This window comes from Streptomyces sp. NPDC006602, from assembly GCF_042870385.1.
Lineage (GTDB): Bacteria > Actinomycetota > Actinomycetes > Streptomycetales > Streptomycetaceae > Streptomyces.
This window is the reverse complement of the sequence record NZ_JBIAHG010000004.1, coordinates 1-12,009: the sequence shown is the minus strand read 5'-3', so window position 1 is coordinate 12,009 and position 12,009 is coordinate 1. Positions and strand designations below refer to the sequence as shown.

The following is a 12,009-nucleotide window of genomic DNA, read 5'->3' as shown; positions in this document are numbered from 1 at the left end:
CTATCCATATTCTCATACACCAAAACCCCCAAAACCAACCACCAAACACTTCACCCCCCCCCCCCCCCCAGTTCGCCCCCCCCCCCCCCCCCCCCCGCCCCCCCCGCCCCCGCCCCCCCCCCCCGTCCATACACAGATACCCTTGACATGTGACCGACGCCCAAGACACCGCAGCAGACAGCACACTGCGAACCACCGGAGGCGCCCCTCCGGACGACGGCGGATCTTCTGCTACGGAGGCGCCGAACCCCGATACCGGCCCCGACACGGGCCCCGAGCCGATCCCTTTGCTCGAGCCGCGCGAGGGCATCCCGCCCGTCGTCGCCGACGAGGACGCGCTCGCCGAGGTGATCGCCGCCTTCGCCGCGGGCTCCGGCCCGGTCGCCGTGGACGCCGAGCGGGCGTCCGGCTACCGCTACGGCCAGCGCGCCTACCTCGTACAGCTGCGCCGCGAGGGCGCGGGAACCGCGCTGATCGACCCCGTCGCCTGCCCCGACCTCTCCGGCCTCGGCGAGGCCCTGACCGGCGTCGAGTGGGTGCTGCACGCCGCCACCCAGGATCTGCCGTGTCTGCGCGAAATAGGCATGGTCCCCACGCAGCTGTTCGACACCGAGCTGGCCGGCCGGATCGCCGGCTTCCCCCGGGTGGGCCTGGGCGCGATGGTCGAGGGCGTCCTCGGCTTCGTCCTGGAGAAGGGCCACTCGGCCGTCGACTGGTCCACCCGCCCGCTGCCCGACCCGTGGCTGCGCTACGCCGCCCTGGACGTGGAGCTCCTGGTCGACCTGCGCGACGCGCTGGAGAAGGAGCTCGACCGGCAGGGCAAGCTGGAGTGGGCCCGCCAGGAGTTCGACGCGATCGCCTCCGCGCCGCCGCCGGAGCCCCGCAAGGATCCGTGGCGGCGCACGTCCGGCATGCACAAGGTGCGTCGGCGGCGGCAGCTGGCCGTCGTACGGGAGCTGTGGCAGACCCGGGACCGGATCGCGCAGCGGCGCGACGTGTCGCCGGGCAAGGTGCTGTCCGACGCGGCCATCGTGGAGGCCGCACTGTCTCTTCCGGTCAACGTGCACGCGCTCGCCGCGTTGAACGGGTTCGGGCATCGGATGGGGCGACGGCAGCTGGAGCAGTGGCAGGCGGCGGTGGAGCGGGCGAAGGCGCTGACCGACGCCCAGTTGCCGCAGCCGGGGCAGGCGGTGACCGGGCCTCCGCCGCCGCGGGCCTGGGCCGACAAGGATCCGGCCGCCGCGGCACGGTTGTCCGCGGCTCGGGCCGCGGTGTCCGCGCTGGCCGAGGCGCTCACCATGCCGCAGGAGAATCTGATCGCGCCGGACACGGTTCGGCGGGTGTGCTGGGAGCCGCCGGCGGCGGTGAGCGCCGAGTCCGTGGGGGCCGCGCTTGCGGGGTTCGGGGCGCGGGCCTGGCAGGTAGAGCAGGTTACGCCGGTGCTTGTCGCCGCGTTGTCCGCCTAGCCTTGTCCGCCTGGCCTTGTCCGCCTGGCCGCCGTAGGGCCTCTCTCGTACGGCGGCGGGCGGCCGTCTGTGGTGGCTCGCGCAGTTCCCCGCGCCCCTGAAGACGTCTCACCTCGTCGCGCCTCTCATGAAGCCGTTGTAGATGAACCTCTGCAGGCTCAGGAACACGATCAGGGTGGGCAGGATCACCAGGACCGCTCCCGCCGATATCACCTCCCAGTGGGCGCCGTACGGGCCGCGGAACCGGAAAAGGGACGTCGAGATCACGCCAAGATCCTCGGAGGGCATGTAGAGGAAGGGGATGTAGAAGTCGTTGTAGACGGTGATGCCCTTCACGATGACGACCGTCGCGATCGCGGGTTTGAGTAGCGGGAAGATGATCTTTCGGTAGATCGTGAAGGCGTTGGCGCCCTCCAGGCGGGCCGATTCGTCCAGGGAGATCGGGATGGACCGTACGAACTGCAGGAAGATGTAGATCGAGACGATGTCGGTGCCCATGTAGAGCGCGATCGGCGCCCACAGGGAATCGAACATTCCGAAGCTGTTGACGATCTGGAAGGTCGCCACCTGGGTGGTCACTCCGGGTACCAGTGCGGCGATGAGGAAGAGCGCGACCACCAGCTTCTTGAAGCGGAAGGTGAAGCGGTCGATGGCGTAGGCGGTCATCGAGCCGATGAGGACGGTGCCGCCGATGGCCACCACCAGGATGATCGCGGTGTTGGTGAACGCTGTGAGCATGCGGCCGTCCTGGAACGCCGTCACGTAATTGTCGACGTTGAACAGGCTGTCGGGGAGCGAGAGCGCGCCGCTGCCGTTAGCCATCTCCTTCGAGGACTTGAGGGAGGTCAGCAGGACCACGCCGAGCGGGAGCAGGACGAGAGCCGTCGCGGCGATCAGCGAGAGGTACACGAGCGTGCGGGCCACACTGCGGCGCGTCATGCGAGATCCACCTTGTCGTCGGGGACGAGGCGGCGCTGCACCCAGGTCACCAGCAGGATGATCAGCAGCAGCACGACCGCGGCGGCCGAGGCGAGCCCCGTCTTGTTGAAGCGGAAGGCCAGGTTCAGCGTCTGGATCACGAAGGTCTCGGTGCCGGTCGCCCCGCCGGTCATGATGTACGGGATCTCGAAGGCCGACAGCGAGCCGGAGATGGACAGGATCACCGTCAGGGTGAGGACCGGCTTGATGCCGGGCGCGATGATGTAGCGGAACTGGTGCCAGCGGTTCGCGCCGTCCAGTTCGGCCGCCTCGTACAGTTCCCCGGGGATGGACTGGATCGCGCCGAGGAAGAGCACGAAGTTCAGGCCCAGGTAGCGCCAGATGGAGACGCCGGCGAGGGATGTGTTGGCGGAGACCGGCGTGCCGAGCCAGGCGTGGTCCGTGTGGTGGCCGAAGAGGGACAGGACCGAGTCGAGGGTACCTCCGTCCTGGAAGAAGTAGAGGAAGACGAAGCCGATCGCGACCCCGTTGATCAGGTACGGGAAGAAGAGCACGCCCTTGAAGAAGTTCCGGAAGCGGATGTTGAAGCTGAGGATCGTCGCGAAGTAGAGGGCGGCGACGATCTGGACGGCGGATGCGGCGAGGTAGTAGCCGCTGACGAAGAAGACCCGGAAGAGGTCCTCTCTGGTGAAGATCTCCGTGTAGTTCTCGACGCCCGTGTAGTGCAGTTCGGGGCTCACGCCGTCCCAGTCGGTGAAGCTGTACGCCAGCATGTTGGCGATCGGCGCGTAGGTGAAGGTGATCAGCAGGGCGAGCGGGGCGATCAGGAAGAGCCAGGGCGTCACTCCGCGCCATACGCGCGTCCCGCGGGGTGCGGGGGCCGGGGCGGGGGCGGCGGGCGCCGCCCCCGTGGCGGCCTTCACGGTCGCCTTCTGGGTGGTGTCCGTCATCAGGACCCCAGAGTCCGCTGCGTCTCGGTCCAGCGCTTGCTGAGGTCGGCGAAGAAGTCGTCCAGGCTGCCCTTCTTCGCGCCGCGGGCGAGGTCGACGAGGTTCTGGCGGTACTCGGGGGCGTAGATGCCGACCTCGGACTGGTTGTCGATGAGCTTGACCTCGGCTCCCGCGCTGTCGTCCAGCTCGATGAGCTTCACGCCCTCGTCCTCGTACGGCTTCAGCACCTCGGGCAGCGGGGCGTCGTTGAGCGGCGAGATGGCCAGGTTGTCCTTGTCGTACCCGGACTTGTCGGTGAACCAGTCGATCCAGGCGCGGGCGGCCGGCTTGTTCTTGGAGTGGACGTTGACGGCCTGGTTGTAGTCAGGTGCGACGACCGCGCAGAACTTTCCGTCCACCTTGGTCGGGAAGGGCATGAAGCCGATGTCGTCGGGGCTTACCCCGGCCTGCCGGGCGGCGTCCTGGAACTGGATGATCGCCCAGGTGCCGAGCCACTGCGTGGCGAGCTCGCCCTTGGCCAACCGGGGCTTGGACTCCTCCCAGTTGGTGGTGGTCGGGTCCTTCTCGATCAGGCCCTGGCGCACGGTGTCGTACAGGAGCGTGTCGCCGACCCGCAGGTCGGCGCCCTCGGCCCATGGATCGCCCTCGGCGAGCTTCGTCGACGCCTGGGGGTCGCAGCTGACCGAGCCGTTGACGGACGTCCACTGGGACAACGGCCACTGGGCGGCGAAGTTGGTGTAGTACGGGACCGCATCCGTCTTGGACTTGATCGCCTTGAGGTCGGTGAGGAACTCGGCCGGGGTGGCGGGCCATTCGGTGACGCCGGCCTCCTTCCAGACCCTCTTGTTGTAGAGGAAGCCGGGGATCACACCGATCGGAGTCTGGCCGTAGACCTTGCCGTCGACCGTCGTGTAGTCGGTGAAGCGGTACTTCTTGCCGCGCTCCTCCTCGGTGCCCAGCGAGGCGAAGAACCTCGGGTAGTCGGCCTTCTTGATGACCGCGGGGATGAGCAGGACATCGCCGTAGTTCTCCGTGTTCATACGGATCTTGACTTCGGTCTCGTAGTTCGTGAGGGCCTCGAACTCGACCTTGACCTTCGGATACGTCTTGTTGAACTCGGCGGCGTACTTCTTCATCGTGCCGTCGGTGACGAGATCGGTGCGTTGGGTGAGGACCTTGATGGTTCCGCTGACCTTCGACGGGTCGTCGGCGGCCTTGGCGTCGGCGCCCTTCGAGGTACCTCCGGTGCCGGTGCAGCCGGGGACCAGCAGGGCGGCTCCCACGACCATGGCGAGGATGGGACGGCGGTTCATGTGCATCAGCTCCGCTCTAGGGACGTTCCAGGGACGGACGAGCACGTGCGGATTGGTGGGTTGGCTGATTCGGCACTCTGACAGCGCTTTCTTAACCGGTAAAGTCGCTATTTCGCCAAGGCTGCAAACATGTGACCGCGTACACGGCTGAAACGGTTTAGGAGCCCGCATGCTGGAGGCCACACCGCTCACCGAGGGCTGGATTCTGCGCCACGAGGGGGACGCGCTGCCGGCCTCGGTGCCGGGCTGCGTGCACACCGATCTGCTGGCGGCGGGGCTGATCCCGGACCCCTTTCTCGGGCGGGGCGAGACCGAGGTCGCGTGGGTGGGGCGGCGGGAGTGGACGTACGAGACGGACCTCGCGGCGACGAACGGGCACGAGCAGACCGACCTGGTCTTCGACGGCCTCGACACCGCCGCCGAGATCCTGCTCGACGGCCGGCTCCTGGGCCGGACGAGGAACATGCACCGCTCGTACCGCTTCGACGTGACCGGACTCGGCGGGCGGCTGTCGGTGCGGTTCGCCTCCGCGTACGCCGAGGCGGAGGCCGTGCGCGGCACAGTGGGCGAGCGGCCGGCCGCCTACGCCGAGCCCTATCAGTACATCCGCAAGATGGCCTGCTCCTTCGGCTGGGACTGGGGGCCGACCCTCGTGACGGCCGGAATCTGGCGGCCGGTCCGACTGGAGCGGTGGTCGACGGCCAGAGTCGCGCGCGTGCGGCCACTGGTGACCGTCGAGGACGGCCTGGGGCGGGTCGAACTGCACGTGGACATCGAGCGCTCCCGGGTCGAGGCCGAACTCTGTGTGGAGGCGACGGTCGGCGGGGTCCGGGCGCGCGCCCGGATCGACGGGACGCGGGGCGTCGTACGGCTGGACGTGCCGGACGTGCGCTTGTGGTGGCCCCGAGGGTACGGCGAACAGCCTTTGTACGACGTCGAGTTGACGCTCCTGCACGAGGATCGCGCGCTGGACGTGTGGCGGCGCCGGATCGGTTTCCGGACCGTCGAGCTGGACCGCCGGCCCGACGAGAGCGGCACCGGCTTCACCCTCGTCGTCAACGGCGAGCGGCTCTTCGCGCGCGGCGTGAACTGGATCCCGGACGACGTGTTCCCGTCCCGGATCACGCGCGAGCGGTACCGGAAGCGGCTGTGGCAGGCGGCCAGGGTCGGCGTGGACCTCGTCCGGGTCTGGGGCGGCGGGATCTACGAGAGCGAGGACTTCTACGACACCTGCGACGAGCTGGGCCTCCTGGTCTGGCAGGACTTCCTCTTCGCCTGCGCCGCCTACCCGGAGGAGCAGCCCCTGCGGGGGGAGGTGGAGGCCGAGGCGCGCGAGAACGTCGTACGGCTGATGCCGCATCCGTCGCTCGTGCTGTGGAACGGCAACAACGAGAATCTGTGGGGGTTCCGGGACTGGGGGTGGGAGGAGCGGCTCGGCGGGGACTCCTGGGGCGAGGGGTACTACCTGGGCGTACTGCCGCGCGTGGTGGCCGAGTTGGACCCGACGCGGCCGTATACGGCGGGCAGTCCGTGGTCCGGCTCCTGGGAGCACCACCCGAACGACCCGGCGCACGGCACGCACCACTCCTGGGAGGTCTGGAACCGGGAGGACTACGCCGACTACCGGCTTCATGTGCCGCGTTTCGTGGCCGAGTTCGGCTGGCAGGCGCCGCCCACCTACGCCACGCTGCGGCGAGGGCTGCCGGGCGAGGAACTCACGCCCGACTCCCCCGGCATGCTGCACCACCAGAAGGCGGACGACGGCAACGGGAAGCTCGAGCGCGGGCTCGCCCGTCATTTCGCCGTGCCGGAAGGGAACTTCGACCGCTGGCACTACCTCATGCAGGTGAACCAGGCCCGCGCGGCCGCCGCCGGGATCGAGCACTGGCGCTCGCACTGGCCGGTCTGTGCGGGCACAGTGATCTGGCAGCTCAACGACTGCTGGCCGGGGACCTCCTGGGCGGCGATCGACGGGGACGGGCGGCCGAAACCGCTCTACCACGAGCTGCGGCGGCTGTACGCGGACCGGCTGCTCACATTCCAAACGCGCACCCAGGGGCTGGTACTGGCCGCCGTCAACCAGTCGGCCGAGGAGTGGGCCGACACGCTGACGCTGCGCCGGATGTCCCTCGAGGGCGCCGTGATCGGCGAGGTGAGCTCGCAACTCGGGGCCGCGGCGAGGTCCGTCGCCGACATCCGCGTCCCAAGGGAACTGAAGCCCGTCGGCCCCGAGGAGTTCCTGGTCGCGGACGCGGGAGGGCTGCGTGCCCTGCACTTCCCGGCCCCCGACCGTGACATCCCTTACCCGAAGCCGGAGTTCGACGTCACGATCGCGGCGTTCGGGATCACGGTGACGGCCCACACCCTCGTACGGGACCTGCTGCTGCAGGCCGACCGGTTGGACCCGGACGCGCGGACCAACCGGGGCCTGGTCACGCTGCTGCCCGGCGAACAGATCACCATCGGCGTGCGCGGCTGGAAGAATCGGGACGATCACGATGCGGCCAACGCCCGATCAGCCATGTACTGCCTGGAGCCCGGCCGATGACGACAACCCCGACACCTCGCGTCACCATCAAGGACGTCGCCGCGCGCGCCGGCGTGTCCAAGGGTGCCGTGTCCCTCGCCTTCAACCACAAGCCGGGGCTGTCGGAGGCGACCCGGGACCGGATCTTCCGGGCCGCGCAGGAGCTGGGATGGGCGCCGAGCCCGACCGCGCGGACGCTGGCCGGCTCGCGGGTGGACGTGGTGGGGCTGGCGATCTGCCGGCCGGCCCGGCTGCTCGGGCTCGAACCCTTCTACATGGAGTTCGTCTCGGGGGTGGAGAGCGTCCTGATCGAGCAGTCCTGCTCGCTGCTGCTGAGGCTCGTACGGAGTCTGGAGGAGGAGGTCGGACTGCAGGAGTCGTGGTGGCGGGGGCGGCAGATCGGCGGGTCGATCCTCGTGGACTTCCGCGCGGACGACCCCCGGGTGGCGGCGGTCGAACGGCTCGGGATGCCGGCGGTCGCGGTCGGGCATCCGTCGCTGACGGGCAGCCTCACCTCCGTGTGGACCGAGGACGCCACCGCCGTGACGGAGGCGGTGCGCTACCTCGCCGCGCTCGGACACCGGCGGATCGCCCGGGTGGGGGGCGCGGCGGCCCTCGGACACACCTCGATGCGTACCGCGGCCTTCGACGAGGCGGCCCGCGCCCTGGAGCTGGCCGGGGCCTGGCAGGTGGCCACGGACTACTCCGGGGAGGCGGGGGCCCGGGCGACGCGTTCCCTGCTGACGGCGGCACCCCCGGACCGGCCGACGGCCATCGTCTACGACAACGACATCATGGCGGTGGCGGGGCTGGCGGTGGCGGCGGAGATGGGGCTGAGCGTCCCGGACGACGTCTCCCTGCTCGCCTGGGACGACTCCCAGCTGTGCCGCATCACTCACCCGCCCCTGTCCGCGATGAGCCATGACGTGCACGGATTCGGGGCGGAGGCGGCGCGGACGCTCTTCGGGTTGATCACGGGAGAGGGGCCGGGGTCGCATCCGGTGCCGACACCGGTACTGACTCCGCGGGGATCCACGGCTCCGCCGAGGGTGTGACCTTCACCGCTTGGGGCGAGGGGACTGGGCAGCCTGGTTACCCACAAGTAGCATGGGTTCTGAGCGCGCGCTCAGCGCATCGCAGCAGTAGAGCCGTCCCGCATTCTGGAGGAGAGCCATCGTGCCTCGTACCGTCAGGGACGTCGTCTTCGTAGACGGCGTCCGTACCCCGTTCGGCAAGGCGGGCCCGAAGGGCATCTACCACGAGACCCGTGCCGACGACCTCGTCGTGAAGGCGATCCGGGAGCTGCTGCGCCGCAACCCCGGTCTCGACCCGAAGAAGATCGACGAGGTCGCCATCGCCGCGACCACGCAGATCGGCGACCAGGGTCTGACCCTCGGCCGCACCGCGGGCATCCTCGCCGGTCTCCCCCAGTCAGTCCCCGGCTACTCCATCGACCGCATGTGCGCCGGTGCGCTGACCGCCGTGACCTCGGTCGCGGGCAGTGTCGCCTTCGGCGCGTACGACGTCGCCGTCGCCGGTGGTGTCGAGCACATGGGCCGCCACCCCATGGGCGAGGGCGTGGACCCGAACCCGCGGTTCGTCAGCGAGAAGCTGGTCGACGAGTCCGCCCTGTTCATGGGCATGACCGCCGAGAACCTGCACGACCGCTACCCCCAGATCACCAAGCTGCGCGCCGACGAGTACGCCGTGCGCTCGCAGGAGAAGGCCGCCAAGGCGTACGCCAACGGCAAGATCCAGGCCGACCTGGTCCCGATCTCCGTACGCCGCACCAACCCGGAGGCCGGTGAGACGGGCTGGGGTCTGGTCACCGCCGACGAGCCGATGCGCCCGGGGACCACCCTGGAGAACCTGGCCGGTCTGAAGACGCCGTTCCGTGTGCACGGGCGGGTCACCGCGGGTAACGCGGCCGGTCTGAACGACGGTGCGACCGCCTCGCTCATCGCGAGCGAGGACTTCGCCCGCGAGAACAACCTGCCGGTGAAGATGCGCCTGGTCTCCTACGCCTTCGCGGGCGTCGAGCCGGAGGTCATGGGCTACGGCCCGATCCCTGCCACCGAGAAGGCCCTCGCCAAGGCGGGCCTCTCCATCGAGGACATCAACCTCTTCGAGATCAACGAGGCCTTCGCCGTCCAGGTCCTGGCCTTCCTCGACCACTACGGCATCGCGGACGACGACGCGCGCGTCAACCAGTACGGCGGCGCGATCGCCTACGGTCACCCGCTGGCCTCCTCCGGCGTCCGGCTGATGACGCAGCTGGCCCGCCAGTTCGAGGAGCAGCCGGAGGTCCGTTACGGCCTCACCACCATGTGCGTCGGCTTCGGCATGGGCGCCACGGTGATCTGGGAGAACCCGCACCACAAGGACGCCGGAGGAAACAAGTGAGCACCGCTGAACTCCTGAAGGGCGCGGCCGAGCTGTTCCCCGACGAGGTCGTGACGTCGGCGCACGTACGCCACCTCGACCTGCCGTTCGGCGCCGGGCGCTTCGCGCTCATCACCCTTGACAACGGCCTGGACCACACCAAGCCGACCACCTTCGGTCCGGCCTCACTGGCGAACCTCAACACCGCGATCGACCAGGTCGAGAAGGAGGCCGCGGCCGGCGAGATCGTCGGTGTCGGCATCACCGGCAAGCCGTTCATCTTCGCGGTCGGCGCGGACCTCAAGGGCGTCGAGCTCCTGAAGAACCACGACGACGCGCTGGCCATCGGCAAGGGCGGCCACGAGGTCTTCAAGCGTCTGTCCGCCCTCGCGGTGCCGACCTTCGCGTACTACAACGGCGCGGCCATGGGCGGCGGCGTCGAGGTCGGCCTGCACTGCAAGTACCGCACGGTGTCCAAGGCGATCGCGGCCTTCTCGCTCCCCGAGGTCTTCCTCGGTCTGGTACCGGGCTGGGGCGGCTGCACGATCCTGCCGAACCTGATCGGTGCCGACAAGGCCGTCTCGGTCATCATCGAGAACTCGCTCAACCAGAACAAGCAGCTCAAGGGCCGGCAGGTCTTCGACCTCGGCATCGCCGACGCCCTCTTCGAGGGCGCGGACTTCCTGGAGCAGTCGCTGATCTGGACCGCCCAGGTACTGAAGGGCGACGTCGAGGTCGAGCGTCCGGTGATCGACCGCGGCGAGGCCTGGGACCAGGCCGTCGCCAAGGGCCGCTTCATCGCGGACAGCAAGGTGCACGGGGCCGCTCCGGCCGCCTACCGCGCCCTCGACATCATCGCCGCCGCCAAGAACGGCGACCTCCAGCAGGGCTACGACGCCGAGGACAAGGCCCTCGCCGACCTGATCATGGGTGGCGAACTGCGCGCCGGCATCTACGCGTTCAACCTGGTGCAGAAGCGGGCCAAGCGTCCGGCCGGTGCGCCGGACAAGAACCTGGCGCGTCCGGTCACCAAGGTCGGTGTCGTCGGCGCCGGTCTGATGGCCTCGCAGCTCGCGCTGCTGTTCCTGCGCCGCCTGGAGGTGCCGGTCGTGCTGACCGACATCGACCAGGAACGCGTCGACAAGGGTGTGGGCTATGTCCACGCCGAGATCGACAAGCTGCTCGGCAAGGGCCGTATCAACCAGGACAAGGCCAACCGCCTCAAGGCGCTGGTGACCGGTGTGCTGGACAAGGCCGAGGGCTTCTCCGACGCGGACTTCATCATCGAGGCCGTGTTCGAGGAGATCGGCGTCAAGCAGCAGGTGTTCGCGGAGGTCGAGGCGGTCGCCCCGGCGCACGCGATCCTCGCCACCAACACCTCCTCGCTGTCGGTCACCGAGATGGCGTCGAAGCTGAAGAACCCCGAGCGGGTCGTCGGCTTCCACTTCTTCAACCCGGTCGCGATCCTGCCGCTTCTGGAGATCGTCCGCGGCGAGCAGACCGACGACGCCTCCCTCGCCACGGCGTTCGGTGTCGCCAAGAAGCTGAAGAAGACGGCGGTTCTGGTGAAGGACGCCCCGGCGTTCGTCGTGAACCGCATCCTCACCCGCTTCATGGGCGAGATCCAGAACGTCATCGACGAGGGCACCCCGGTCGAGGTCGCCGAGAAGGCCGTCGAGCCGCTCGGTCTGCCGATGTCGCCGCTGGTGCTCCTGGAGCTGGTCGGTCCCGCCATCGGTCTGCACGTGTCCGAGACCCTCAACCGGGCCTTCCCGGACCGCTTCACGGTCTCCCCGAACCTCGCGGCCGTCGTCAAGGCGGGCAAGCGCGGCTTCTACGTCTACTCCGCAGAGAACGGGTTCAAGCCGGAGCTGGACCCGGAGGTCGCCGCGCTGCTCAAGCAGGGCGACACCGTCCTGACCGAGGAGCAGGTCCGGGACCGCGTCCTGGACGCGGTGGCGCAGGAGATCGGGCTCATGCTCGACGAGGGCGTCGTCGCCGAGGCCCAGGACATCGATCTCTGCCTGATCACGGGCGCCGGCTGGCCCTTCCACCTGGGCGGCATCACGCCGTACCTGGACCGCGAGGGCGTCTCCGAGCGGGTGACCGGGAAGCGGTTCCTGGCTCCGGGCGTGGCGTCGGTTCCGGCGTGACAGTGCCTGTGTGAAGAGGGCCTCCGCCTTGGCGGAGGCCCTCTTTTCATTCGGTGGAGTCGTTCTCTTCGGCGGCGGCGAGCCGTGCCTTCAGTTCGGTGTTCTCCGCCTCCAGGGCGTTGATGCGCTTACGGGCGAAGTACAGCTCCATGACGGCGCCGTGGAACTCGGACACGAGTTGCTCGGGGGTTGACAACTGCTCGATGTGGAACGCGTATGAGGGTGATTTAGCTCGATCGTGTGATGGTCGGCTTTCGGGCTTGCGAGGTGTGGTGCGGG

Annotated in this window: 9 protein-coding genes; 5 read left to right on the top strand and 4 right to left on the bottom strand. The window is 69.1% G+C overall.

Annotated elements, in window-relative coordinates; translation table 11 throughout:
• Window positions 1-149 precede the first annotated feature (149 nt).
• A complete protein-coding gene (locus ACFYO2_RS12395) occupies window positions 150-1,466 on the top strand; it encodes an HRDC domain-containing protein (RefSeq protein ID WP_388347638.1) in 1,317 nt (438 codons plus the stop codon).
• Window positions 1,467-1,574: 108 nt separating this feature from the next.
• Here ACFYO2_RS12395 and ACFYO2_RS12390 read toward each other — a convergent pair whose 3' ends face one another.
• From ACFYO2_RS12390 to ACFYO2_RS12380, 3 genes are read right to left on the bottom strand one after another with little or no spacing between them, the layout of a single operon-like run.
• Window positions 1,575-2,405 carry a carbohydrate ABC transporter permease gene (locus ACFYO2_RS12390; RefSeq protein ID WP_388347636.1) on the bottom strand — a complete coding sequence of 277 codons (831 nt, stop codon included), beginning with the start codon at window positions 2,403-2,405 and terminating at the stop codon, window positions 1,575-1,577.
• Window positions 2,402-3,355, bottom strand: a complete 954-nt coding sequence (locus ACFYO2_RS12385) for a carbohydrate ABC transporter permease (protein WP_388347634.1) — start codon at window positions 3,353-3,355, stop codon at window positions 2,402-2,404. The genes ACFYO2_RS12390 and ACFYO2_RS12385 overlap by 4 nt, the downstream gene beginning before the upstream one ends.
• Window positions 3,355-4,668 (bottom strand): extracellular solute-binding protein, encoded by a 1,314-nt coding sequence (locus tag ACFYO2_RS12380; protein WP_388347632.1) that lies wholly within the window; start codon window positions 4,666-4,668, stop codon window positions 3,355-3,357. The genes ACFYO2_RS12385 and ACFYO2_RS12380 overlap by 1 nt, the downstream gene beginning before the upstream one ends.
• A 169-nt stretch (window positions 4,669-4,837) precedes the next feature.
• Here ACFYO2_RS12380 and ACFYO2_RS12375 point away from each other — a divergent pair, with 169 nt between their 5' ends.
• From ACFYO2_RS12375 to ACFYO2_RS12360, 4 genes are all read left to right on the top strand, one after another.
• Entirely contained in the window at window positions 4,838-7,216 is a 2,379-nt protein-coding gene (locus ACFYO2_RS12375; RefSeq protein ID WP_388347630.1) for a glycoside hydrolase family 2 protein, read from the top strand.
• On the top strand, window positions 7,213-8,250 hold the full coding sequence (locus ACFYO2_RS12370; RefSeq protein WP_388347628.1) for a LacI family DNA-binding transcriptional regulator: 1,038 nt from the start codon (window positions 7,213-7,215) through the stop codon (window positions 8,248-8,250). The genes ACFYO2_RS12375 and ACFYO2_RS12370 overlap by 4 nt, the downstream gene beginning before the upstream one ends.
• 121 nt (window positions 8,251-8,371) lie before the next feature.
• Window positions 8,372-9,598, top strand: a complete 1,227-nt coding sequence (locus tag ACFYO2_RS12365) for a thiolase family protein (protein ID WP_388347626.1) — start codon at window positions 8,372-8,374, stop codon at window positions 9,596-9,598.
• Window positions 9,595-11,730 (top strand): 3-hydroxyacyl-CoA dehydrogenase NAD-binding domain-containing protein, encoded by a 2,136-nt coding sequence (locus ACFYO2_RS12360; RefSeq protein WP_388347624.1) that lies wholly within the window; start codon window positions 9,595-9,597, stop codon window positions 11,728-11,730. The genes ACFYO2_RS12365 and ACFYO2_RS12360 overlap by 4 nt, the downstream gene beginning before the upstream one ends.
• 46 nt (window positions 11,731-11,776) lie before the next feature.
• Here ACFYO2_RS12360 and ACFYO2_RS12355 read toward each other — a convergent pair.
• Window positions 11,777-12,009, bottom strand: a 233-nt coding sequence (locus ACFYO2_RS12355; protein WP_388347622.1) for a hypothetical protein, incomplete at its 5' end; no start/stop codon positions are given.